The 24414-nt window shown below is 73.2% G+C and carries 20 protein-coding genes; 11 read left to right on the top strand and 9 right to left on the bottom strand.

The genetic code is table 11. The annotated features are described in order from the left end of the window. Positions 1-129: 129 nt before the first annotated feature. Positions 130-1308, bottom strand: a complete 1179-nt coding sequence (locus IEZ06_RS01190; RefSeq protein WP_189234761.1) for a trans-sulfuration enzyme family protein — start codon at positions 1306-1308, stop codon at positions 130-132. Positions 1309-1579: 271 nt separating this feature from the next. Between IEZ06_RS01190 and IEZ06_RS01185 the strand changes: the two genes are divergently transcribed. From IEZ06_RS01185 to IEZ06_RS01170, 4 genes are read left to right on the top strand one after another with little or no spacing between them, the layout of a single operon-like run. Beyond that, positions 1580-2494 carry an ABC transporter ATP-binding protein gene (locus IEZ06_RS01185; RefSeq protein ID WP_189234760.1) on the top strand — a complete coding sequence of 305 codons (915 nt, stop codon included), beginning with the start codon at positions 1580-1582 and terminating at the stop codon, positions 2492-2494. Between the two features lie 2 nt (positions 2495-2496). After that, entirely contained in the window at positions 2497-3264 is a 768-nt protein-coding gene (locus tag IEZ06_RS01180; RefSeq protein WP_189234759.1) for an ABC transporter permease, read from the top strand. A gap of 29 nt (positions 3265-3293) precedes the next feature. Beyond that, positions 3294-4514, top strand: a complete 1221-nt coding sequence (locus IEZ06_RS01175) for a sensor histidine kinase (protein ID WP_189234758.1) — start codon at positions 3294-3296, stop codon at positions 4512-4514. Beyond that, the gene (locus IEZ06_RS01170; RefSeq protein ID WP_189234757.1) at positions 4511-5116 is read left to right on the top strand and encodes a response regulator transcription factor; all 606 of its coding nucleotides are present in this window, start codon (positions 4511-4513) and stop codon (positions 5114-5116) included. Before IEZ06_RS01175 ends, IEZ06_RS01170 begins: the two co-directional genes overlap by 4 nt. 55 nt (positions 5117-5171) lie before the next feature. Here the strand turns inward: IEZ06_RS01170 and npdG are convergent, their stop codons facing one another. After that, positions 5172-5837, bottom strand: coding sequence for an NADPH-dependent F420 reductase (gene npdG / locus IEZ06_RS01165; RefSeq protein WP_189234756.1), 666 nt, complete (start codon positions 5835-5837; stop codon positions 5172-5174). A 176-nt stretch (positions 5838-6013) separates the two neighbouring features. Between npdG and IEZ06_RS01160 the strand changes: the two genes are divergently transcribed. Continuing rightward, a complete protein-coding gene (locus IEZ06_RS01160; RefSeq protein WP_189234755.1) occupies positions 6014-6604 on the top strand; it encodes a hypothetical protein in 591 nt (196 codons plus the stop codon). A 17-nt stretch (positions 6605-6621) separates the two neighbouring features. Here IEZ06_RS01160 and IEZ06_RS01155 read toward each other — a convergent pair whose 3' ends face one another. Further along, positions 6622-7578, bottom strand: a complete 957-nt coding sequence (locus tag IEZ06_RS01155; protein ID WP_189234754.1) for a LysR family transcriptional regulator — start codon at positions 7576-7578, stop codon at positions 6622-6624. Positions 7579-7705: 127 nt separating this feature from the next. Here IEZ06_RS01155 and IEZ06_RS01150 point away from each other — a divergent pair, with 127 nt between their 5' ends. Next, complete coding sequence (locus IEZ06_RS01150; RefSeq protein ID WP_189234753.1) at positions 7706-8371, top strand: cyclase family protein; 666 nt, start codon at positions 7706-7708, stop codon at positions 8369-8371. Between the two features lie 106 nt (positions 8372-8477). On the opposite strand, the gene IEZ06_RS01145 is transcribed toward IEZ06_RS01150, so the two are convergent. After that, the gene (locus tag IEZ06_RS01145) at positions 8478-8657 is read right to left on the bottom strand and encodes a hypothetical protein (RefSeq protein ID WP_189234752.1); all 180 of its coding nucleotides are present in this window, start codon (positions 8655-8657) and stop codon (positions 8478-8480) included. Between the two features lie 45 nt (positions 8658-8702). Here IEZ06_RS01145 and map point away from each other — a divergent pair, with 45 nt between their 5' ends. Next, positions 8703-9551 (top strand): type I methionyl aminopeptidase, encoded by an 849-nt coding sequence (gene map, locus IEZ06_RS01140; protein ID WP_189234751.1) that lies wholly within the window; start codon positions 8703-8705, stop codon positions 9549-9551. Positions 9552-9555: 4 nt separating this feature from the next. On the opposite strand, the gene IEZ06_RS01135 is transcribed toward map, so the two are convergent. The 4 genes from IEZ06_RS01135 to IEZ06_RS01120 all read right to left on the bottom strand — a co-directional run bounded on the left by IEZ06_RS01135 (position 9556) and on the right by IEZ06_RS01120 (position 14323). Further along, positions 9556-9966 (bottom strand): sensor histidine kinase, encoded by a 411-nt coding sequence (locus IEZ06_RS01135; protein ID WP_189234750.1) that lies wholly within the window; start codon positions 9964-9966, stop codon positions 9556-9558. 181 nt (positions 9967-10147) lie between these two features. Further along, positions 10148-12184: a bifunctional copper resistance protein CopD/cytochrome c oxidase assembly protein gene (locus IEZ06_RS01130; RefSeq protein ID WP_203871703.1), complete on the bottom strand. Its 2037-nt coding sequence runs from the start codon at positions 12182-12184 to the stop codon at positions 10148-10150. Positions 12185-12344: 160 nt separating this feature from the next. After that, the gene (locus IEZ06_RS01125) at positions 12345-12977 is read right to left on the bottom strand and encodes a copper resistance CopC family protein (protein WP_189234749.1); all 633 of its coding nucleotides are present in this window, start codon (positions 12975-12977) and stop codon (positions 12345-12347) included. Positions 12978-13030: 53 nt separating this feature from the next. Next, positions 13031-14323, bottom strand: a complete 1293-nt coding sequence (locus IEZ06_RS01120) for a helix-turn-helix domain-containing protein (protein WP_189234748.1) — start codon at positions 14321-14323, stop codon at positions 13031-13033. A gap of 842 nt (positions 14324-15165) precedes the next feature. Here IEZ06_RS01120 and IEZ06_RS01115 point away from each other — a divergent pair. The 3 genes from IEZ06_RS01115 to IEZ06_RS01105 all read left to right on the top strand — a co-directional run bounded on the left by IEZ06_RS01115 (position 15166) and on the right by IEZ06_RS01105 (position 21787). Further along, positions 15166-18030 (top strand): AfsR/SARP family transcriptional regulator, encoded by a 2865-nt coding sequence (locus IEZ06_RS01115; protein WP_189234747.1) that lies wholly within the window; start codon positions 15166-15168, stop codon positions 18028-18030. A gap of 107 nt (positions 18031-18137) precedes the next feature. Beyond that, entirely contained in the window at positions 18138-20375 is a 2238-nt protein-coding gene (locus IEZ06_RS01110; protein WP_203871700.1) for a xanthine dehydrogenase family protein molybdopterin-binding subunit, read from the top strand. Positions 20376-20410: 35 nt separating this feature from the next. Next, positions 20411-21787, top strand: coding sequence for an NCS2 family permease (locus IEZ06_RS01105; protein ID WP_229797690.1), 1377 nt, complete (start codon positions 20411-20413; stop codon positions 21785-21787). A gap of 63 nt (positions 21788-21850) precedes the next feature. Here IEZ06_RS01105 and IEZ06_RS37065 read toward each other — a convergent pair whose 3' ends face one another. Continuing rightward, a complete protein-coding gene (locus tag IEZ06_RS37065) occupies positions 21851-23005 on the bottom strand; it encodes a SecDF P1 head subdomain-containing protein (protein WP_203871699.1) in 1155 nt (384 codons plus the stop codon). A 222-nt stretch (positions 23006-23227) separates the two neighbouring features. On the opposite strand from IEZ06_RS37065, the gene ald reads away from it, so the two are divergent. Further along, positions 23228-24343: an alanine dehydrogenase gene (gene ald / locus IEZ06_RS01095; protein ID WP_189234745.1), complete on the top strand. Its 1116-nt coding sequence runs from the start codon at positions 23228-23230 to the stop codon at positions 24341-24343. Positions 24344-24414 lie beyond the last annotated feature (71 nt).

Here is a 24414-nt window from a genome sequence, read left to right as displayed (position 1 = left end):
CCGCGCCCCGGCTCGGGATCCCAGGTCATGACTGCAGGTCACAGTCCCTTTTCGGGGCCGGTTCAGGACTCAGGACCGAAAGAGCGCCTGCTTTCCAGGGCCGGTCCAGCGGGCCGGTTCAGGACCGGTTCAGGACCGGGAGAGCGCCTGCTCGAAGTCGGCCCACAGGTCCTCGACGTGCTCGATGCCGACCGCCACCCGGACGGTCCCCTCGCCGATCCCGTGCCGGGCCAGTTCCTCGGCGGTCAGCGACTTGTGGGAGGTGGTCGCCGGGTGCAGGATCAGCGTCTCCACGCCGCCGAGCGAGGGGGCCAGCAGCGCCAGCCTTACAGAGCTCATGAACCGCTCCCCGGCGGCGCGCCCGCCGACGAGGTCGAAGGAGAAGACCCCGCCGAAGCCCGGCAGCAGCTTGGCGGCCAGCGCGTGCGAGGGGTGCGAGGGCAGGCCGGGCCAGTGCACGGCCGCGACCGCCGGGTGGGCGTCCAGGCGCAGCGCCAGCTCGTGGGCGTTGGCGCAGTGGCGCTCCATGCGCAGCGGCAGGGTCTGGATGCCGCGCAGGGTCAGCCAGGCGGCGAACGGGTCGGCGGTCGCGCCCAGGCCGACGGCGTACTTCCACACCGTGCGGTGGAGCTCGTCGGAGGCGAAGACCGCGATGCCGCCGAGCACGTCGGTGTGGCCGCTCAGGTACTTGGTCGTGGAGTGCACCACGATGTCGGCGCCGTGCTCGATCGGGCGGCACAGGATCGGCGAGGCGAAGGTGTTGTCCACCACCGAGACCAGCCCGGCCTCGCGCGCCGCGGCGCACATCCCCGGCAGGTCGGCAACCTGGGTCACCGGGTTGGCGATCGTCTCCAGGTAGACCAGCTTCGTGGACGGCCGTACGGCGGCGCGCAGGGCGGCGGGATCGTCCTCGGGGACGTAGGAGACCTCGATGCCGAACCGCGCGGTCAGGTCGTTGAGCGTCCCGGCGGTGCCGCCGTAGAGGGCCTTCTGCGCGATCACGTGGTCACCGGGCCGCAGCAGGCCGAGCAGCACGGAGTTGATCGCGCCCATGCCCGAGCCGGTGGCCACGGCGCCGACCCCGCCCTCCAGGCCCGCGACGGCCTCCTCCAGGGAGCGGACCGTCGGGTTCGACAGGCGGCCGTAGACGAAGGGCCCGTCGGGGCGGTTCATCCCGTCGGCGAAGACCGCCGGGTCGTCGAAGACGAAGCCGGAGGTCTGGTAGAGCGGCACCGTGATCGGGCGGCTGCCCTCCAGCGGCGGCTGGGGAAGGTGAACGGTACGGGTCTCCGGGCGAAGCTCACTCATGTGTCAACGATGTCCGCTCAACGAGATGATGGCCAGGTCCAATAAGGACGATTAGTCCACTGTCCGCTTCAATGTAGATGAACCACTCATCTCACCCCGCCCAGGGGTCGTCATGATCCGCTCCTGGCGATCACAGCGGGGGACCGCCCGGCTCGCGCCGACCCCGCCACCGCCCCGCCCGGCCCGGCCCGGCCCGGCCCGGCGGATCGTGACCGCCGAGTCGTGAATTCCTCACTGTTCCCGGCCCGTGCGGCCCTGGAGGATCGTCGGCATGACAGCGATCGAGGTGGACGGGCTCGTGAAGGGCTACGGGGGGTTCGAGGCGGTGCGAGACGTCTCGTTCTCCGTCGGGGAAGGTGAGATCTTCGCCCTGCTCGGGCGGAACGGCGCGGGCAAGACCACGACGGTCGAGGTGCTGGCCGGGTTCCAGCGGGCCGACTCCGGGACGGTGCGGGTCCTCGGGCTGGACCCGGCCCGGGACCGGGTCCGGGTGCGCAGGCGCACCGGGATCATGCTCCAGGAGGCGGGTTTCTTCCCGGACCTGACCGTGGCGCAGACCGTGGACGCCTGGCGGGACTTCGTCGCCGCGCCCCGGCCGCGCGACGAGGCGCTCGGCCTGGCCGGGCTGGACGCCAAGGCGGGCACGAAGGTGCGCCAGCTCTCCGGCGGCGAGAAGCGCCGCCTGGACCTGGCGCTGGCCGTGCTGAGCCGTCCCGACGTGCTCTTCCTCGACGAGCCGACCACCGGGATGGACCCCGAGGCCCGGCAGAACACCTGGGAGGTCATCCGGGACCTCGCCGGACAGGGCACCACGATCCTGTTGACCACCCACTACCTGGAGGAGGCCCAGCGGCTGGCCGCCAGCATGATGATCATGGACAGGGGCCGGGTGGTCGCCTCCGGCGGCATGGCCGAGACGCTGGCCGCCCGGGCGGGCCGGGTCGCCTTCGAGCTGCCCGCCGGCGTCGCGCCGGAGGACCTGCCGGTCCCGGTCGCCTCGGTGGAGGGCCGCACCGCGGTCTGCCGCGTGGAGGATCCCGACCTGGCCGCGCAGACCCTGCTGGGCTGGGCGGGCGAACGGGGCCTGCGCCTGCGCGGCCTGGAGGTCCGCACGGCGAACCTCGAAGACCTGTTCCTGGACCTCGCCGCGGGCGAGGGGACTTCCCCGAAGGCGGAGGTGGCGTGACCGTGTCCACACGTGATCTGGCGGTGGTGGCCCGCTTCGGCGGTCGGCTCTACTGGCGCGACAAGGTCGCGCTGAGCACCTCCGTGACCCTCTCCCTGGGACTGGGCATCGGGATGCCGCTGCTGATGGACCGGCTCCGGGGCGGCGCGGAGGCCGTGCTCGACGCGCACCTGGGGGTGCTCGCGATGATCCTCGTCATCGCGACGTTCAACCAGATCACGGTGACGCTCACCGCCCGCCGCGACCAGCTCCTGCTCAAGCGGATGCGGTCCACCGGGCTGAGCGACCGCGACGTCCTCGGCGGCGAGATCGGCAACCTGGTCGTGCAGACCACGCTGCTGACCGCCGTGGTCTCGGTGGCGCTGTACGCGACGACGGGCCTGCCGGTCCCCCGCGACCCGCTGCTGTACCTGGTGGCCGTGGTCGCCGGGGTCACCGTCCTGTGCCTGCTCGGCGCCGCGTTCACCGCGGCCGTCCCGCGCACCGAGGTCGCCGGTGTGATGACCATGCCGTTCTTCTTCCTGGCCGGGGCCGCCGCGGGCGGCTTCGGCCCGCTCCTGGAGATGCTCCCCGGCTGGGTCGGCACGGTGCTGGGGTTCCTGCCCACGGGCGCGGTGGTCGACCTGGCCCGCACGGCCTACGCCCCCGGCGGGACCCTCGCCGGGGACCTGCAGGCGGCGGCCGTCCCCCTGCTGACCCTCGCCGGATGGGCGCTGCTCGGGCTGTTCGCGATCGCCCGCTGGTTCCGGTGGGAGCCCCGCAGGTCATAGGTTCCCAGCGAGCACGTATGTTTCCGGACATGAGAGTCACCCCCCAGCGCCTGGCCGTGGGGCTGGTCGTGCTGATCTCCGTGGGCTTCACGGTCTTCCCGGTCATCACGATCGCCCGGCTCGGCGGGACACCCGGGCTCGTGGTGCTCGCGACCTGCCTGCCCGGTTTCTTCGTGCCGTTCTTCCTGCACCTGCGCGCCGCCCTGCGCGGCGCGGAGCCCGGCGCCCCCACGGTCCTGCTCGCGGTGCAGGCGGTCGCGGCCTACGCGCCCGTCCCGGTCCTCGACGCCCAGCTCGAGTACCTGGGCTACTGGTGGACCGGGACGCCGACCATCCTGCTCGGCTCGGTGCTCCTGCGCCTGCGCCCGCCGGCGGCCCTGGGCTGCCTGGTCCCGATGGCGGCGGCCCAGTTCGCCCTGGGCTGGCGCTACGCCACGGAGCCCGCGCAACTGCAGCACGCCTTCTACCAGGTCATCACCCTCATCGTCACCGGGTTCGTGATCTACGGGGTGACCCGGCTGGTGGTGGTGAGCCGGGAACTGGAGCAGGCCAGGACCCAGCTGGCGGAGGCGGCGGTGCTGCGCGAGCGGCTGCGCATCTCCCGCGACCTGCACGACGGGCTGGGCAGCAGCCTGACCGCGATCGCGCTCAAGGGCGACCTGGCCCGCAGGCTCGTCGGGCGCGACCCCGACGCGGCCGGGCACGAGCTCGCCGACCTGGTCCGGGTCGCCAGGGACGCGGCGCAGGACGTGCGGCAGGTCGCGCGCGGCTACCGGGAGATGTCCCTGCGCGAGGAGGTGCGGCGGGGCGCGGCGCTGCTGGCGGCCTCCGGGGTCGAGGTCCAGGCCAACCTCGCCGACCTGGACCTGGCGCGGCCGGTGGACGAGGCCCTGGCCTGGGCGGTGCGCGAGGGGATCACCAACCTCGTCCGGCACAGCCGGGCGACGACCTGCTCGATCAGCACCTCGCGGACCGCGGGGACCGTGCGGCTGGAGCTGGTCAACGACGGCGCGCCCGAGCGGGCGGCCGACGGCTCCGTGCCGGAGGAGCGGGCGGCCGACGGCACCGGACCGACCGGCCTGCGGGAGCGGGCGGCCGACGGTGGCGGGCTTGCCGGGCTGCGGGAGCGGGCGGCCGACGGTGGCGGGCTTGCCGGGCTGCGGGAGCGGGCGGGCGGCCTGGGCGGCTCCCTGCGCGCCGAGCGGACCCCCGGCGGCGGGTTCCGGCTCGCGGTGGAGGTGCCCGCGTGATCCGGGTGCTCCTCGCGGAAGACATGCACATGATCCGCTCGGCCCTCGTCGCCCTGCTCCGCCTGGAGTCCGACATCGAGGTGGTCGCCGAGGTCGTCCGGGGCGACGAGATCGTCCCGGCGGCCCTGCGGACCCGGCCGGACGTGGCGGTCCTGGACATCGACCTGCCCGCGGTCGACGGCATCACCGCCGCGGCGGAGCTGCGGGAGCGGCTGCCCGGCTGCCGGGTCCTGATCCTCACCGCGCTGGGCCGGCCCGGCGAGGTGCGCCGGGCCCTGGCGGGCGGCATCGAGGCGTTCCTAGTCAAGGACGCCCCCGGCGACCGCCTCGCCGACGCGATCCGGCGCACCGCCCAGGGGCTGCGGGTGCTCGACCCGGAGCTGGTCACCGCCGCCATGGAGTACGGCGCCAGCCCGCTCACCGCCCGGGAGCGGGAGGTGCTCGCCGAGGCCGCGCGCGGCGCCCCGGCCGAGGAGATCGCCGCCCGGCTGCACCTGTCCGCCGGGACCGTGCGCAACTACCTGACCGGCGCCGTCGGCAAGACCGGGGCCCGCAACAAGGTCGACGCCATCCGCATCGCGCAGGACGCGGGCTGGATCTGACCCGGCGGGCGGCGGCCGTACGGCGCCCCGCGGGACCCGGTGCCGGGCGGTCCGGTCAGACGTCGGTGAGGCGGAGGCCGGCGTGGGCCTTGTAGCGGCGGTTGATCGAGATCAGGTTGGCGGTCAGCGCCTCGACCTGGTGGGCGTTGCGCAGGCGGCCGCCGTACACGCCGCGGACGCCGGCGATCCGCCCGGCCAGCGCCTGCACGGTGTCGGTGGCCTCGCGGTCGTCGCCCAGGACCAGCACGTCCAGCTCGACCTCGTCGACCTCGGGGTCCAGCAGCAGGACGGCCGAGACGTGGTGGAAGGCCGCGACCACCCGGCTGTCGGGCAGGACCGCGGCGGCCTGCTGGGCGGCGCTGCCCTCCTCCACGGCCAGGGCGTGGGCGCCCTGCTTGTCGAAGCCCAGCGGGTTGACGCAGTCGACGACGACCTTCCCGGCCAGCTCGGCGCGGAGCGACTCCAGGGTGGCCTTGTGGCCGTCCCACGGCACCGCCACGATCACGATGTCGGCCTCGGCGGCCACGGTCGCGTTGTCCGCCCCGCGCGCCCGCGCGCCGACGGCCTCCGCCGCCTCCCGGGCCCGCTCCTCGCTGCGCGACCCGATCAGCACGGTGTGCCCGGCGAGGGCGAACCGCCTGGCCAGCCCCTTGCCCTGGTCGCCGGTGCCGCCCAGGATCCCGATGGACAGCCCGCTCACGTCCGGAAGGTCAGTGCTCACTCGTCGCTCCTCGTCGTCCTCGCCCGCCGCGGACCGGGCCCGTCGGCCCCGGCGCGTGCGGTCCGCTCCGCCGGCGGTGACCGGCCCGTCCCCGGGTCCGTCCCGCCTCCACGCCAGATGATGCCAGGCCCGCGTTCCGCGGACGGCCCCGGGGCACCTGGGGCACGATTGTCCGCATGGACGGTGGATCGGTGGCCCTGCTGCGCGAGGTCCTGGAGTCGACCGGGTGGGTGGAGCGCACCCGCGAGCTGGGACGCGCCCTGCGCACGACGCGCTCCCCCGGCGGCCTGCTGGTGGTCGGCACCCCAGCCGGGGAGCCCTGGCACCTGGCCGCGCACCTCGGCGACGAGGCCCGGCTCTCCGGCCTGCCCCAGCTCACTCCGACGCTGGTCCGCTGGTCCCCGCCCCCGGACGCCCCCGCCCACCTGCGGATCGGCCTGGAGCGGATCGAGAGGGCCCGGCGGGGGGAGACGCTGTTCGTGGTGGCGGAGGAGCGGGCGCCCGACCCGCTGCTGGAGCGGGTGAGCGACGCCCGCCGTACCGGGGCGACGATCCTCGCCCTGGACGGCGGCGACCCCGACCTCGAGGGCCTGGCCCACGACGCGCTGGCGGTCCCCGTCCGCGCTCCTCTCTCCTTCGACGGGGCCCAGCACCTGGTGAGCATGGCCGCGGGCGAGGAGGCCCGCCCCGCCGGGCGTCAGGCCGGTCTCCGCGCCCGCCTCGCCCGGCTGCTGGAGCGGCTCAGCGGCCCGCACGTCCCCGACTGACCCGCCGGGCGGCGAGGTCAGTCCTGCGGTCGCCGGCGCGGCCTCCCCCGCTCCCCGGTCCGCTCCGCCAGGCCGGCCGCGGCCTCCCGCAGCGCGTCGACGACCACGGCCTGCACGGGGTCCGGCCTCCTCGACCCGGTACGGCCGGCCCGGGTCACCGCGTCCAGCCGCCGGGCGCCAACCCCGGTGATGCCGGTGACCACGACCTCGCTGCCGGGGGCCTCCAGCAGGGCCAGGGACGGCACGATCGCCGCCCCGTGTCCCGCCGCGACCAGGGCGAGCGCGGGCGGGAACTCCTCGATCACGTGCGCCCGGCGCGGGGTGAAGCCGTGCAGGGCGGCGAGCCGTTCCAGCGCATGGCCGCAGGCCTGGTCGGGATGGCCGGCCACCCAGGGCAGGTCCGCCAGGTCGGCCACGTCGCGGGGGGCCTCTCCCCAGCCGGGCGGCACGACGATGCGGTACTCGTCCACGTGGAGCCGGTGGGCGACCAGTGACGCGGGCACGGGGGCGGGCCGATCGGCGTCGTGCTCGACGATGGCCACGTCCGCCCCGCCGAGCCGGAGCTCCTGGAGCGCGGCGGGGCCGTACAGCTCGACGACGCGGGGCTCGACCTGCGGGTGGCGTTCCGCCAGCGCGGCCAGGGCGGGCACCAGCAGGTGCCGGATGGCGGTGGGGAACGCCGCGACGGAGACCGGGCCGGACAGCCGCTCGGTGAAGCGGATGAGCTCCCGCCTGGCCTCGGCCAGCTCCTCCTCCACCCGCTCGGCGTACCGGGCGAGGACCGCGCCGGCGGGGGTCAGCACGGCCCGGCGCTGCGAGCGGTCGATCAGCGCGAGGCCCACCTCCCGTTCCAGCAGGGCCAGCTGCTGGGAGACTGCGGAGGGGGTGACGTGCAGCGCCTCGGCCGCCAGCATGACGCCGCCGCGCCGGGCGACCTCGTGCAGGACCCGGAGGCGGCGGGGGTCGATCTCCATGCAGTTCAGCTTACGACGAGGTTTAGAACACTTAACTTGCGCTTCAGGGATCGTTGCCGGGACCATCTCCTCGACGCCGTCGCGCGACCCGCGCCGACCGGTCCGAGAAGAAAGCGGTGAGCGCCCCGTGCCCCGACTGATCGAGCTGAGCCACCGGATCACCGAGGGGATGGTCACCTACCCGGGCGTCCCCGGGCCCCGCCTCGGCGTGCACCTGAGCCGGGAGGCCTCACGCGAGGTCTACGCGCCGGGCACCGAGTTCCACATCGGCAGCATCGAGCTGGTCGCCAACACCGGCACCTACCTCGACACCCCGCACCACCGCTACCCGGACGGCCCGGACCTGTCGGGGGTGCCGCTGGAGGCGCTCGCCGACCTGCCCGGCCTGGTCGTGCGGGCCGAGGGCCTGCGCTCGGTCGGCGTCGGCCTGCTGGAGGGCCTCGACGTGCGGGGCAGGGCCGTGCTCGTGCAGACCGGCTGGGACCGCCACTTCGGCACCGAGGCCTACCTCCGCGACCACCCCTACCTCGAGCCGGAGGCGGCGAAGTGGCTCGCCGACCGGGGCCCGGCGCTCGTCGGGATCGACTCCCTGAACATCGACGACACCCCGCCGCGCGGGGAGCGCCCCGCGCACACGCTGCTGCTGGGCGCGGGGATCCCGATCGTGGAGCACATGACCGGCCTGGCCGCACTGCCCGACGCGGGGTTCCGCTTCCACGCCGCCCCGCCGATGGTCGCGGGCATGGGCACCTTCCCCGTGCGGGCGTACGCGGTCGTCGGGGACCCGTCCTAGCCGCTCGGGGAGAGCTGCCAGGCCGCAGCGCAGGCCGTGAACCCGGTGCAGCCCTCATGGTCCTGGCCGCTCGGGGAGAGCGGACCGGTCCCCGGCGCCCGGCCGTTCAGTCCTCTTCCCAGGCCTCGTCCTCGTCCTTCCACCGCTCGTTGCGGCCGGCCGCGGTCCTGAGGGCGTCGGCCGCGGCCTGGCGGGTCTCGTACGGGCCCATGCGGTCCTTGTTCGGGCAGCCCTGCTCGGGCTCGACCGCCATGTGCTTCAGGCAGAACCACCACTGATCACTCATAGCGGCAATCCTGCCCGGTGCGAACGGCAATTAGACTGTGCAACCATGACGACAGTGCTCCAGCCCGGGCGGGTCTCGCCCCTGCGCAAGGTTCCCGCCCACATCCAGCGGCCGGAGTACGTCGGGAAGAAAACCCCGAAGACCGGCGAGCCCGACGTGAAGACCCCCGAGATCATCGAGAAGATGCGGGTCGCCGGCCGGATCGCCGCCCAGGCGCTCCAGGAGGTCGGCCGGCACGTGGCGCCGGGGGTGACCACCGACGAGCTCGACCGGATCGGCCACGAGTTCCTGCTCGACCACGGCGCCTACCCCAGCACCCTCGGCTACCGGGGCTACCCCAAGTCGCTGTGCACCTCGATCAACGAGGTCATCTGCCACGGCATCCCGGACGACACGGTGCTGCGCGACGGCGACATCGTCAACGTCGACATCACGGCCTTCATCGGCGGCGTGCACGGCGACACCGACGCCACCTTCCTGGTCGGCGACGTGGACGAGGAGTCGCGCCTGCTGGTCGAGCGCACGCTGGAGGCCACCAACCGGGCCATCAAGGCCGTCGCGCCGGGCCGCCGGCTCAACGTGGTCGGCCGGGTCATCGAGGCCTACGCCAAGCGGTTCGGCTACGGCGTCGTGCGCGACTTCACCGGCCACGGCATCGGCACGACCTTCCATTCCGGCCTCGTCGTCCCGCACTACGACGACCCGTCGCTGGCGGTCACCCTGGAGCCCGGCATGACGTTCACCATCGAGCCCATGCTGACGCTCGGCACCATCGACTACGACATCTGGCCCGACGGCTGGACCGCCGTGACCAGGGACCGCAAGCGGACCGCCCAGTTCGAGCACACCGTCCTCGTCACCGACACCGGCCACGAGATCCTGACGCTGCCTTAGCCGTTCAGACCCGTCCGCGCGGCACCGTCGCGGTGACCGTGGTGCCGCCGCCGGGCACCCCGTTGACGGTGAGCGCGCCGCCGACCTCCTTCAGGTGGGCCCGCATGGCGGTGATGCCCCGCCCGATGGCCGCGCCGTCGAACCCGATCCCGTGGTCGCTCACGGTCATCCGCAGCCCCCGGTCCCCCAGCGTCACCGCGACCGAGACGGTCTTGGCCAGGCTGTGCCGTTCCACGTTCGCCAGCGCCTCGGCCAGCGCGGCCAGGACGGCCCGGACGACCAGGTGGGAGGCGTCGCGGGAGGGGAGCGCCCAGATCTCCACGGTGATCCCCGTGCGCGCCGACCAGTCGGCGAGACGCTCCTCCAGCGTCTGGGCGAGGCTCCGTCCCTCGCGCATGCGAAGCTCCTCGGACATACGCCAACTCCTCCTGACGCGCACGGCTACCGCCGGTCCCCCGACCGGGCACGTGAATGAGCATGGTGCGCGACAGTCGGACGCCGCACCCGCTGGGATGTCTACCCATTCCCCCTGATCGAAAGGCTACCTCGCGGCGCGTAAGGCAGCGGTGAGGGGATAGAAGGCCGTAGCCGCAGGGCTACTCGGCGCGATCACGCTTGTCGAGCTTTGCCAGAAAATCGTTGTAGGCGTCGAGTTCGGCGTCGCCGCTGCCTCCGGTGCGGGCCGCGACGGCGTCCGCCCGGCGGTCGGCGCGGCGGGCCCTGCGGTCGTCGTCGCGCCACCACTGGAAGGCCAGCGCGAGCAGCACGATCAGCGTCGGGATCTCGCCGAAGCCCCAGGCGATGGCGCCGCCGGTCCGCTGGTCGGCGAGCGAGGACTCGCCCCAGGTCCGGCCGAGCTGGTCGTACCAGCCGGCGGCCAGCACGGTGCCCATGCTCATCAGCGCGATCCCGAAGAACGCGTGGAAGGGCATCGTGACGAACAGCACGACCAGCCGGGCGACGTGCGGCAGCTTGTGCGGGGCCGGGTCCACGCCGATGATCACCCAGAAGAACAGGCAGCCGCTGACCAGGAAGTGCACCGTCATCGCGATGTGGCCGAGGTGCTCCTCCATCGCCTCGGCGAACAGCGGGGTGAAGTACAGCGCGTAGGTGGAGACGATGAAGATCGCGGTCGCGATCGCCGGGTGGCCGACGAAGCGGACGAACCTGCTGTGCAGGATCGTGGTCAGCCACTCGCGGGGCCCCCGGTCACCGCGGCGCACGGCGGGCTTGAGCGCCCGCAGCGCCAGGGTGACCGGGGCGCCGAGGACCAGGAAGATCGGGATCAGCATGGAGAGCGTCATGTGCTCGGCCATGTGCACGCTGAACAGCACCTTGGCGTAGCGGGCCACTCCGCTCTGGGTGGCGAGGACCAGGATCAGCACCCCGGTGAACCACGCGGCGGTGCGGCCCCACGGCCAGGCGTCGCCGCGCCGGGCGAGCCGTACGACCCCGGCGAGGTAGAGTCCGCCGAGCAGGGCGGCCAGGGTGCCGGAGAACAGGTCGAACCACCACAGCGAGGCCAGGTTCCCCAGGGAGATCTCCGGCGGCATGGTGTAGCCGAGGAGCTCGAAGGCCCGGTCGACCGGGAGGATCGCCGGGGGCGGCGCGGTGCGGGACAGCGCCACGGCCAGCCCGACCGCCGCGAACATCACCACGATCTCCCCGGTGGCGAACCGGACGAACGTACGGCTCCCGCCCGAGGCCAGAGCCGGCAGGGTGCGCCTGCGGTGCCACCAGCCGGCCGCGCCCAGCAGCGCGAACGCCGCGGTCTTGGCCAGCAGCAGCGCCCCGTAGGCGGAGGTGAACAGCTCGGAGACCGAGGTGAGCCGGGCCAGCACGCTGAACAGGCCCGACAGCCCGACGCCGGCGAAGCACCACAGCGCCAGCGTGGAGAAGCGGGCGGCGGCCACCTCCAGGCGCGGCTGCCCGCGCACCGCGTGGGCGCAGAGCACGCCGAGCCCGCCCACCCAGAGCGCGAGGACCACCAGGTGCACGGCGACGCCGGTGGTGGCCAGGTCGTGGTTGGGCGAGGAGGCGGAGTGACCGGTCAGCGCGGGCGGGAGCAGCGTCACCAGGGCGAGCGCGAGCAGGCCGCCGGCCGATCCGACGGTGATCGCCCCGCGGGCGAACAGGGCGATGGCCACCGCGAAGAGCACCACCAGGGTGAGCGCGATGCCCTGCGAGACCTGGCTGGCGTAACTGGTCAGCTCGTCGCCGCCGAGCACGTCGGCGACGGGCATGCCGAGCGCCTCGGACAGGCTGAAGACCATCGTCGCCGCCGCGGCGGCGGCCCAGACGAGGCCGAGCCACGAGGCGGCCTTCACGTAGGCGAGGGCGGGCCTGCCGAGCAGGCCCTTGTCGCTGGGCAGGAGGATCGCGGCGGCCAGCAGCGCGCCCACGGTGAGCACGCCCGTCACGTCCATCACCAGCTTGGACAGCGGCAGTCCCCAGCGGGTGAGCATGCCCTGGTCGGGCAGGCCCGGGATGATGCGGGGGGTCGCGGCGCCGCCCGCGACCATGGCGATCACCAGGGCGGCGACGGCCGCGCCCGCCCCGGCCAGCGCAAGACGCACCGTCCGGCCGTTCCCGTCCGGCGCGGGCTCCCCGCCGCCGTTGCTCCCGGCCCGCAGGGGCTCCCCGTTCCGGCCGGTCCCGGCCCGCTCCGCGGTGCTCACGTGTTCTCCCCCGCCGGTCCCGCGAGCGACGCCGCCGTGCCCCCGGCCCGCCCGCCCATGGGTTCTCCCCCGCCGGCCGCGTGAGCGACGCCGCCCGTGCCCCCGGCCCGCCCGCTCACGGCTGCTTCCTGTTTCGCATGCTGAGGAACAGGCCGATGCCGACGCCGGTCACGCCGCCGAAGACGAGCCACGCCCAGCCGGGCACTCCCCCGGAGTCCTCCGTGCCGCCGGCCGGAGTGGCGGCCGCCGGGGGCGCGGTCGGTGCGGCCTCGGCTGGGGCCGCGCTCCCGCTCGGGGCCGCACTCTCGGCGGAGTCGCTCTCGTCAGGCGCCGGGCTCTCCGCCGGGGTGGCGCTCTCGGCCGGGGCCGGAGAGGCGTCCGGAGACCCCGTCAGGGTGAACGGGATCTCCCCCTCGATCGGGTGGCCGTCGGAGGAGACCACCCGGTAGGCGATGACGTATCTGCCCGGCGGGAGCCCGGCCTCGACCTTCTGCGTCACCACCGTGCCGTCCACGACGGCCTTGCCGGCCTGGCGGGGCGTGTCGTCCCCGTCGCGCACGACGACGTTGGGGAAGCGCACCCGGGCGGTGAACGTCAGCTTCACCTCCTCCAGGCTCTCCACCTTCGCGTTCGCGGCAGGGTCGCTGCTCTTGAGCGCGTCGTGGGCGAGGGCCGGCGAGGCGAGGGCCGTACCGAAGGCGAGGACCGCGAGAAGTGCGAGGGCGGCCGCGAAAGGGGAAGTCTTCATGGCACCCCCAAGGCTACCGACGCCGACGCGCGGTCCCCACCTCCGTGTGTGCTCTACAGGCCCGCGCAGGCCAGGGCCCGCTGGTAGGCCTCCACGCTCCGGTCGGTCTCGTCGATGCGCTCCAGGATCCGCGCGGCGGTCAGCCAGGAGTGGGAGGTGTAGCGCGTGACGGGCAGCGGCTCCAGCAGTCCGGCCGCCGCCGCGAGCTCCCGGGTGGTCTCCTCCGTCCTGCCGAGCTCGGCGAAGACCTGACCGGCCACCAGGTGGGCGTCCGCCTGCAGGTCCTCCGGCATGCCGTCGAGCATGGACAGGACCGACCGGATGTGCAGTTCGGCCTTCTGCGGAGAACCCAGCAGGAGCTCGGCGCGGGCCAGGCCCATCGCGCAGCGCATCTTGTCCATCGAACTGGCGGAACTCTCCTCGAGCTCCTTCTCCACCTTCACCAGCAGGTCACGCCAACTCTCCGCCTCCTGCGGACGCAGTTTCGACATGATCACCGCATAGTCACCCCGAAGCCGCGCATAGCGACGCGGGTCGCCGTACTCGGACTGAATGGCCACGGCTTTTTCGAAATGCGCGGTGGCCTCGTCGTCACTCCCGATTTCGGATGCCAGGATCGCCGCCTGCCAGTGCGCGAGAGTGCGCGCCAGAGGGGTGTCGAGCCGCTCGGCCGCGGCGACGAGCTCGGCGGAGAAGTGGCGAGCGCGCAGCAGGTCGCCTCGTTCGATGTAGGCGGCGAGCGCCTGCACCCCCAGCCTGATCAATCCGTCGGTCCAGACGGGACGCACCGCTCCGCCCAGGATCTCCTCCACGACCTGCACCGCCTGGGCGAGCCTGCCCTGCTCGCGGTAGCAGATGGACAACTGGGTCACGATGTCGATGTGCCGGTCGGGAGAGATCTCGGATGCCTCGCGCTCACGCAATCCGATCAGCAGGGCGATCGCCGCATCGAGGTCGCCGCAGGCCCGAGAGGCGAGTGCCAGGCCGTACTCGGCCTCTTGGCGCAGCTGCGGCAGCCCGGCGAGCCCTTCGTCGGCGAGCAGCTCAGCGTAGCGGGTGCGCGCCTCGACGACCTCGCCATTCTCCATGGCGAGCTTGGCATAGCCCAGCCCGAGCTCGATCTCCCGCATCTGCTCGGTCGTCACGCCGTTGATCAGGTAGGTCAGCGAGCAGTCGAGTTTCTGCGCCAGCAACTCCAGCACGGCCGGGGTCGGGGTGCGCTTACCGCTCTCGATGAGGGAGACATAGCTGTCGGACAACTCCGGGTGCGCGAGCTGCGCCTGGGAGAGGCCGCGTTGACGGCGCATGGTCTTGATACGCTGTCCGACCAAGTCTTGACCAGTCACGTTGCTCCTTGAAAGATGTTGGTCGAGCAGCAGAACCTACGACAGGAGTCCCCCCGTGCGTCGACGTCTCGCCATCTCTGCCCTCGCCGCCTTCGTCACGGCCGTATTCGCCGTTTCGGTTAATGCTACGGCCGCAGGCGCCGATTCGTCCCCCTCCCGTCAGGGAGAGATCCGGATCCAGCTCAGCCCTCTCAACAACGCCGAGTAGAGCCGCCGCCACGACACGCGACGCAACTCGTCAACGTGTCTCCAGGACGCTCGGCATATACCTTGCACGCTCCCCTGGTCCGGGATGCGCCGAGCGTCCACCCACACTGAAGATCCATCCCCATCGCCGCGCCGGCCGCCCCTACCTCGCGACAACAGCGGCCTGGCGCGAGAAAATCACACTTCGCCGTTCAACACAAGAGCGAGACGCCATTCCGTCGGCGGTTCCTCCGGCGACCGGCGCCTTCCGGCCGCATCGCGTGGACAATCGATCGCCGAGGTCTCCTCCGCGAACCGCGCGCGTCCTTACGGGGATCTCCGGCACCGCTTTCGCCAGGCCTCTTCCATACCCGGCTGCGACACGGGATCCGGAACGCCAGGTGAATTGCGTGGCCGACACGGACGCTCACTGTTTCCACACCCGCTGCGACAAGGCCGCGCCGTACGGCCGACCGCAAGCCGGACGACCACCCAATGGGTTTCCGGTACACCACCGGTACATTACAAATCAACACAATTAGATAATCTGGCGACTTAAGCGGACAATCAAATATCATCGATCGCTTAAAGCTCATAGGAACGTACGGGACGACCCGCACACCATTGGGATGGGGACTCGTCAGGTGAGATTTTCAATGCTCGGCGTCCTGACGGTGCGCCGCACCGATGGAGGGCTCGTCCCCCTCCGGCGCCGCAAGCATCGGCAGCTCTTGGTGACGCTCCTGCTCAAGAGCAACGCGTCCGTCTCCACCGACCACCTGGTGGAGTCCCTGTGGGAGGCGGCCCCGCCCCCGTCGGCCGAGCAGAACCTCAAGACCTACGTCCACACGCTGCGCAAGCTGCTCTCCCCTGACGACCCCCGCTCGGCACCGATCAAGACGCACGGCACGGGATACCTCATCGCCCTCGAGCCGGACGACCTCGACCTCCTCGTCTTCCAGGACCTTGTACGGCAGGGCAGGAGGGCTTCCCTCAACGGGGATGTGGAGACCGCGTGCCGGCGCCTCGAACAGGCTCGCGGCCTGTGGCGGGGTGACCCCCTTCAGGACTCGAGAGGCAGCCGCTTCCTGGACGAGGCCGCCGACCGCCTGGCCGAAGAGGGGCTCTCCGTCCTGGAGGATCTCGCGGAACTCCGGCTCCGCCTCGGCAGGCACCTGGAGGCGATCTCCGACCTCCGCTCAGCGATCGCGGCGTACCCGCTGCGGGAACGACTCTGGCAACGGCTCATGCTGGCCCTGCACCGGTCGGGGGACCGGGTCGGAGCACTCGAGGCCTACCAGCGCTTCAGGAAGGTCCTCGTGGAGGAGACCGGCCTGGAGCCGGGCCGGCAGGTACAGGAACTCCACCAGCGCATCCTCACCTCGGGTTCCGAGACCGGTCCGGTTCCGTCCGCCGGCGCCTCCCAGCCGTCCGAGGCCCGACCCGCACCTCCCCGCCAGCTACCACGTGACCTAACGGGTTTCGTCGGGCGCACCGAGGAGCTCGTCCGGCTGCGCTCGCTGCTCGTCCCCTGGGACGGCAGTCCGCCGCACCATGTGACCGCGATCACCGGGCCGCCCGGATCGGGTAAGTCGGCGCTGGCCGTCCGGGCCGCGCACGCGGTCGGCCGTGACTTCCCCGACGGGTTGCTCTACACCGACCTGCACGGGGCGACACCCGGGCTCCGGCGGCTGGAGCCGCTGGAGGTGCTCGGCCGGTTCCTCCGCGATCTGGGGGTCTCCCCGCAGGCCGTGCCGGACGACGTGGACGAGGCGGCGGCTCTGTGGCGGAGCACCCTCGACGGGCGGAAGGTCCTCGTCGTGCTGGATGACGCCGCCGACCTGGCCCAGATCCGCCCGATGCTCTCGGTCCCGGTGGGGAGCGCGATCCTGGTGACCAGCCGGGAGAGTTTCGCCCTGGTCGGCGACTGCGCGCGGGTGCGGATCGGCGAGCTGCGCCGGACCGAGGCGTCGGCCATGTTCGCGAAGCTGATCGGCGCCGAGCGGGCCGCCGAGGACCTCCGGGCGACGGGGCGGCTGATCGAGCTCTGCGGGGGCCTGCCGCTGGCCGTAGGCATCGCGGGGGCCCGGCTGGCGAACCGGCCACGCTGGGCGGTGGCCGACCTGGTCGCACGGCTGGAGGACGAGCGGCGGCGGCTGCACGAGCTGGAGGCGGGCGATCTGGCGGTCCGCTCCAGCCTGGCGGTCAGCTACGACCTGCTGGCGGGCGGCGCGCACCCGCTCGACCGGCTGGCCGCCCGAACCCTGCGCATGCTCGGTGTGCTCCAGGTCGCCGATGTGACGGCCCACGTCGTCGGCGCGCTCCTCGGCGAGCCCGCCGACCTGGCGGAGCGGGCGTTGGAACGGCTGGTGGACGCGCATCTCGTCGAGTGCGACGAGCCGGGCCGCTACCGCCTGCACGACCTGGTGCGGCTCTTCGCCCGTGAACAGTCGGCGCTCGATGGCCCGGAGGCCAACGGCGCCGCGCTGAACCGGGCCCTGAAGGCGTACATCGCTACGGCTCATCTCGCCATCCGCCTGGGCGGCCATCCCGTCCTGGCCCGGTCCCGGGTCGAACCCGGCGAGAATCCGGCCCCGCTGACCTCGGAATGCGATGCCGACACGTGGCTGGGACGCGAGTGGGCCAATCTCATGAGCGCCGCCTCCCAGGCCATGGAGAGATCCGCGGAGAAGGAGGGGGAGACCGTCCGGCTCGGAGCGAACCTGGTGTTCGCCTTCTTCTGGTACACCCTCTACAGAGGTCTCCGGACGCGCACTCTCGCAATCAGCCATGAGGCGCTCCGCGCCGGACAGCGGCTCGGTGATCCCCTGGTCGAGGCGCTGGGCCACAACCATCTGGCCGACGCCTACACCACCGCCTACCGGTACGCGAAGGCCGCCGAGCACTATGAGGAGCAACTGGTCCTCTACCGCAGGCTGGCCGATCCGTGGGGCGAGCAACGCGCACTGGGCGGGCTCGCCAACGCGTACAGCGATCTGCAACGTTACGAGGAGGCCATCCGGTGTGCCGGAGCCCAGCTCGTGATCTGTGAGGCCATCGGCCACGGATCAGGCGAATGCTTCTCCCTGCTCAAACTCGGTGAGGCGCTCCACCGGGCCGGCCGGAGCGATCAGGCGCTGTCGGCCCTCGACAGAGCGCTGCAGCAGAGCCGGATCATCGGCAACCTCCGCTATGAGGCCTCGGTATTCGAGAAATTGGGGGACCTCCACCTCGATCTCAACGACCCCCTGGCGGCGAAGAACCATTACGAGACCGGCCTCGCTCTCTCACATGCTGCGAAGATGACCATCAATGAGCCGTACCAGTTGCTCGGCCTCGCCCGTTCCTGCCGTCTCCTCGGAGAGCTCGACCAGGCGGAGCTCTACGCGACCCGCTCCCTCGACGTCGCCCGGACGATGGAGGACCATGTGCTGGAGGAACTGGTGGCCAAGGAGCGGTCCGCCATCCTCACCGCCCGAGAGGAGACCGGCTCCGCGGTGGGCGAGGTCTCGGCACGCTGAACGTCCTGGACGGGCCGCCACAACCGCAACAGTCGCCAACCGCGGGGCCCCGCGTTCCGCGCTGTCTGCCATGGACGGGCTCTGAGCTGCGCTGATGTACTGGAGCCGTGAGCGAGATCGAGACACGGCAGAGTCAGGGCATCGGGGAGAGCCTGCTGCGGCCCGACGGGACGCTGAAGGTGACCGGCGAGTTCGCCTACTCCTCCGACCTGTACCTCGCGGACATGGTCTGGGGTGTGACCCTGCGCAGCCCGCACCCGTCGGCGTGGATCCGGTCGGTCGACGTCGGGCCCGCCCTCGCCGTGCCGGGCGTGCTGGCCGTACTCACCTGCGAGGACGTGCCGGGCGAGAAGTACTACGGCCTGGAGCACCGGGACCAGCCGGTGCTCGCGATCGACCAGGTCCGCTACCAGGGCGAGCCCGTCGCGCTGGTGGCCGCGGACCACCCCGAGCTGGCCCGGCGGGCCGCCGCGGCGATCGTCGTGGAGTACGAGGTCCGCGAGGCGGTGACCGACCCGCGCCGGGCCGCCTTCGACCCGGACTGCCCGAAGGTCCACGAGCACGGCAACGTGCTGCGCCACCAGCCGGTCCGGGTCGGCGCCGGGCTCGACGACGCCGCGGACCTCACCGCCCCCGTCGTGGTGACCGGCGAGTACGAGGTCGGCATGCAGGACCAGGCCTTCCTGGGCCCCGAGTCCGGCCTGGCCGTGCCCGCCGAGGACGGCGGGGTGGACCTGTTCGTCGCGACCCAGTGGCTGCACGCGGACCGCGACCAGATCGCGCCGTGCCTGGGCCTGCCGCCGGAGAGGGTACGGCTCTCGCTGGCCGGCGTGGGCGGCGCGTTCGGCGCCCGGGAGGACCTGTCCATGCAGGTCCACGCGTGCATGCTGGCGCTGCGCACCGGCCGCCCCGTCAAGATGGTCTACCACCGCGAGGAGTCGTTCTTCGGCCACGTGCACCGGCACCCGGCCCGGATGCGCTACGAGCACGGCGCGACCCGCGACGGGAGGCTGGTCTACGTGAAGGCGGAGATCCTGCTCGACGGCGGCGCCTACTGCTCCTCCTCCCGCGCCGTGGTCGGCAACGCCGCCTCGCTCGGGGTCGGGCCGTACGAAGTGCCGAACGTCCGCCTCGACGCCTACGGCGTCTACACCAACAACCCGCCCTGCGGCGCGATGCGCGGCTTCGGCGCGGTGCAGGCCTGCTATGCCTACGAGTCGCAGATGGACCGGCTGGCCGAGGCGTGCGGCCTCGACCCGGTGGAGATCAGGGTCCGCAACGCCGTCTCCCAGGGGTCGCGGCTGGCCACCGGGCAGGTCGTCGACTCCCCCGCGCCGCTCGCCGGGATGCTCCGCGAGCTCGCCGCGATGCCCCTGCCCCCCGAGCCGGCGGGCGGCCTGCTGGACCTGCCGGGCGGCGCCGGTCGGACCACCCGCGGCGAGGGGGTGCGGCGCGGCGTCGGGTACGGCGTGGGCATCAAGAACATCTGCTTCTCCGAGGGCTTCGACGACCACTCCACCGCCCGGGTCCGGGTGGAGCTGCTCGGCGGCGAGCCGCACGCGCTGGTGCACACCGCGGCGGCGGAGGTCGGCCAGGGGCTGGTCATGGTCCAGGAGCAGGTCGCCCGCACCGAGCTGGGCGGCCTGGGCGTCGGCCGGGTGACCGTCGCCGGGGCCGACACCTCGGTCGGCTCTGCGGGGTCGTCGTCGGCCTCCCGGCAGTCCTACGTCACCGGCGGCGCGGTCAGGGCGGCCTGCCGGGCCGTGCGGGAGCGGCTGGAGGAGCTGTGCGCCGGCGGGGCGTCGCTCGCCGAGGCGCTGGAGCGGCACGGCCCGGTGGAGGAGACGCGCGAGTACCGCCACCGGCCGACGTTCCCGATGGACCCGGTCACCGGGCAGGGCGACTCCCACACCCAGCTCGCGCTGTGCGTGCACCGGGCGGTCGTCGACGTGGACACCGAGCTCGGCCTGGTCAAGGTGGTGGAGCTGGCGGCCGTGCAGGACGTGGGCCGGGTGCTGAACCGGCTCGCGCTGGAGGGGCAGATCCACGGCGGCTCGGCGCAGGGGCTGGGCCTGGCGCTGATGGAGGAGATCCAGGTCGCGGGCGGCCGGGTGCTGAACCCCTCGTTCACCGACTACCTGATCCCCACCGTCCTGGACATGCCGCCGATGCGGGTCTCGATCCTGGAGAACCCCGACCCGCACGCGCCGTACGGCCTGCGGGGCGCGGGCGAGCCGCCCACGCTCTCGTCGACCCCGGCGGTGGCCGCCGCGGTGCGGGCCGCGACCGGGCTGGCCCTGCCCCGGGTGCCGATCCGTCCCCATGACATAGCGCTGAGCGGGTAGGAAGCGGGCGTCCCCCGCCGTTGAGAGGGGGACCGGTGGATCGCTTCTTCGAGCTGTCGGCGCGCGGGACGACGGTCGGCCGGGAGGTCCGGGGCGGCGTCACCACGTTCATGGCGATGGCCTACATCGTCCTGCTCAACCCGATCATCCTGGGCGGCGCCGCCGACGTCACCGGGGCGCGCCTGTCGGTCCCGCAGCTCACCACGGCCACCATCCTGACCGCGGCGGTGAGCACCCTGCTGATGGCCGTGGTCGGCAACGCGCCGTTCGGCCTGGCGACGGGGCTGGGACTGAACGCGGTGGTCGCCTACCAGGCCGCGCCGCACATGACCTGGGCGCAGGCCATGGGGCTGGTCGTGCTGGAGGGCCTGTTGATCGTGCTGCTGGCCGTCTCGGGGCTCCGGCAGCTCATCATGAACGCCATCCCGCTCGCGCTCAAGCACGCGATCAGCGTGGGCATCGGCATGTTCATCGCGTTGATCGGCCTGGTCGACGCCGGGTTCGTCGCTCCGGGCACCGGCACGCCCGTGCAGCTGGGCACGGCCGGGCACCTGTCGGGCTGGCCGGTGACGCTGTTCTGCCTGGGGCTGCTGCTGATGATCGTGCTCTACGTGCGCCGGGTCCCGGCGGCCATCCTGATCGCCATCGTGGTCACCGCGCTGGCCGCGGTCGCGGTGGACTCGGTGGCGCGGGTCGACCCGGCGAGCTGGGGCGTCGTGGTGCCCCGGCTGCCGGAGGCGGTGGTGGCGGCCCCGGACTTCGGGCTCCTCGGGCAGGTGGACCTGTTCGGCGGGTTCGCCCGGGCCGGGGCGGTGACCGCCACGGTCGTGCTGTTCACCCTCGTGCTGTCCGGCTTCTTCGACGCGATGGGGACCATCATCGGCGTGAGCGACGAGGCCGGGCTGGTGGACGAGCGGGGCCGGGTCCCCCGGCTGGGCGCCATCCTCACCGTGGACGGCGTGTCCGGCGCGATCGGCGGGCTCGCCGGCGCCTCGGCCGGGACGGTCTTCGTCGAGTCGGCGGCCGGGGTCGGCGAAGGCGCCAGGACCGGTCTGGCCGCCCTGGCCACCGGCGGCCTGTTCACGCTGTCGCTGCTGTTCACCCCGCTCGCGACGGTCGTCCCGGCCGCGGCGGCGGCGCCCGCGCTCGTGCTGGTGGGGGCGCTGATGATGACCCAGGCCAAGAACGTGCCCTGGGACGACCTGTCCCTGGCGATCCCGGCCTTCCTGACGATCGCCATCATGCCGTTCACCTACGGCATCACCAACGGCGTCGGCGCGGGCGTGGTCTCCTACACGGTGATCCAGGCGGCGCTCGGCCGGGGCCGGGAGATCCCGTGGCTGCTCTGGGTGGTCACGCTGGTCTTCACGGTGTACTTCGGCATCGGCGCCGTCGAGCAGGTCGTCTCTTGACGGCGGTCAGGGCCGGCGGGCGGACGGCGGGCCGCCGTCCGGCGGCGGGCGGGCCGTCGGCGGTCAGGGCCGGTCGCTGTCGCAGGCGACGCCGTCCCCGTCCCCGTCGACGTACCAGGCGTACTCCGGGTCGCTCTCCTTGAAGTACGGGCCGTAGCCGGCCGCGGTCGCCTCCCGGCAGGTGCCGAACCTGCGGTCCGTGCCGCCCGCACCCGCCCGGTCCGCCCCGGTACGGCCGGAGGGGGCGGCGGCGGGAGCCGTGGTGGCCTGGCCGGCCGGGGCCGTCGTTCCGGTGGCGGGCGCGCTGGCCGGAGGGGTGACGGGTGCGGTCGCCGCCGGGTTCGTCGCGGCCGGGGCGCCGGTCGACCCGGAACCGGTGGGGTTCGTCCCGGTCGGACCGAAGCCGGTCGGATTCGTTCCGGTCGGCCCGGCCGTGGGCGGGGTGGTGGCCGGTGCGCCGGTCGGGGCGGTCGTCGGCGGGGACGTGCCCGCCGCGGTGCCGCGCAGCCGCGCGACCATCGCCTCCGCCTGCTCCCTGGTGAAGGAGCCGGCGATCTGCATGCTGTCCTCGGTGATCACTTCCCCGACCCGGGGGGCCGCCAGGACCCTTCCGCCGACGACGATGGCGATCTGCTGGTCGACCGCCTCCTCGGTCAGGCTGTTGATCCGGTCGTGGAACGCGGGCGCGAAGGTGATCCGGACCGCGTAGGAGCCGTCGCTCCCCCGGACCGCGTCGATCCCCCGTACGGCGGTCACGTCGACCCCCGCGGCGACCTCGTAGCAGACCTGCCCGGCCTCGTCGGGGACACCCTCGGGGGTCGTGCACGGCCCCGACTGCGCGGCGGTGACCGGGGCGAAGTGGATGGGCGCCGGCAGCCGCTGCGGCGGCGGGGCGCCCAGCGGCACGCCGGGGTTGCGGGTCATGAGCACCGCGATGGTGGCGAGCACGCCGGTGGTCAGCACCACGAGGACCAGCGCGACGATGAGGACGGCGGTGGTGGCCCGGCTGGCCCTCGGCCCGCCCGGCGTCCCGGGAGCCTGCCCGGGGACCGCTCCGGGAGCCGCGCCCGGCCGCGACGGGCCGGAGTGCGGGCCGGGGAACGGGACGCCACCGGGGAACGCCTCGGTCCGCGCCGGACCGGGGACCGGCGGGCCGGACGGAGCCGGTGGAGGTCCCTGCGGCTCCGGCGTCGCGCCGGGTCCCGAGTGCTTCCCCATCGTCATATCCCCGCGTTCTCCACGTGTGCTGGCGTGAGCCTACCGATCTCCACAGGGAGTGCGTAATCAACCGGTAAAGGCCGGTTCGAGAAACACGATGAGCTGCGGCCGCTGACAGATTGTCGTCAACACCGGTCGATTCCTTCCACCCTGGGCATGGTGGCCTTTTCCTCGGGAACGCAAAGTGAAGGAGGACCGCAGGCGGCGAACCCTGGAGGAGTCGTGAGGATCGCAGTTCCCCGAGAGGTCAAGAACCACGAGTACCGCGTGGCGCTCACCCCGGCCGGAGTCCACGAGTTCGTCCGGCAGGGCCACCGCGTCTTCGTGGAGAAGGACGCCGGGGCCGGGTCGTCCATCCCGGACTCCTCCTTCGAGGGCGCCGGTGCGACCATCCTGGACTCGGCCGACGAGGTGTGGGCGGAGGGCGAGCTCGTCCTGAAGGTGAAGGAGCCCGTCCAGGAGGAGTACCACCGGATGCGCAAGGGGCAGGTGCTGTTCACCTACCTGCACCTGGCGGCCTCCGAGGGCTGCACCCGCGCCATGCTGGACGCCGGGGTCACGGGCGTCGCCTACGAGACCGTGCAGACCCCCGACGGCCGCCTGCCGCTGCTGGCGCCGATGTCGGAGGTGGCCGGGCGGCTCGCCCCGCAGGTCGGGGCCTACCACCTGATGCGGCAGGGCGGCGGGCGCGGCGTGCTCATGGGCGGGGTGCCTGGCGTGCACGCGGCCAGGGTGGTGGTGATCGGCGCGGGGGTGTCCGGCATGAACGCCGCCGTCATCGCGCTGGGCATGCACGCCGAGGTGGTGCTGCTGGACAGGAGCATCGACCGGCTCCGCCAGGCCGACGCCGTCTACCGGGGGCACTGCCGTACGGTCGCCTCGAACATGTACGAGATCGAGCGCGCCGTCCTGGACGCCGACCTGGTCATCGGCGCCGTGCTGGTGCCCGGCGCGAAGGCCCCCACCCTGGTCACCAACGACCTCGTCAGCCGGATGAGGCCCGGCTCGGTCCTGGTGGACATCTCCATCGACCAGGGCGGCTGCTTCGAGGACTCCCGGCCGACGACCCACGCCGACCCCACCTACCGCGTGCACGACTCGGTGTTCTACTGCGTGGCCAACATGCCCGGCGCGGTCCCGCACACCTCGACCCACGCGCTGACCAACGTGACCCTGCCCTACGCGCTGTCCATCGCGGAGCTGGGCTGGCGGGAGGCCCTGCGCCGCGACCCGTCGCTGGCGCTGGGCCTGAACACGCACGAGGGGCACCTGACCAACCGGCCCGTGGCCGAGGCGCACGGGCTGGAGGCGGTGCCCCTGGAGCGGATCCTCCCCTGACGGCTCCGGCGGCTCCGGCGGCTCCGGCGGCTCCGGCGGCTCCGGCGGCTCCGGCGGCTCCGGCGGCTCCG

Origin of the sequence: Planomonospora antibiotica (assembly GCF_014647955.1) — a bacterium.
GTDB lineage: Bacteria > Actinomycetota > Actinomycetes > Streptosporangiales > Streptosporangiaceae > Planomonospora > Planomonospora parontospora.
The sequence above is the reverse complement of the archived record's forward strand: the minus strand, read 5'-3'. Positions and strand labels throughout refer to the sequence as shown.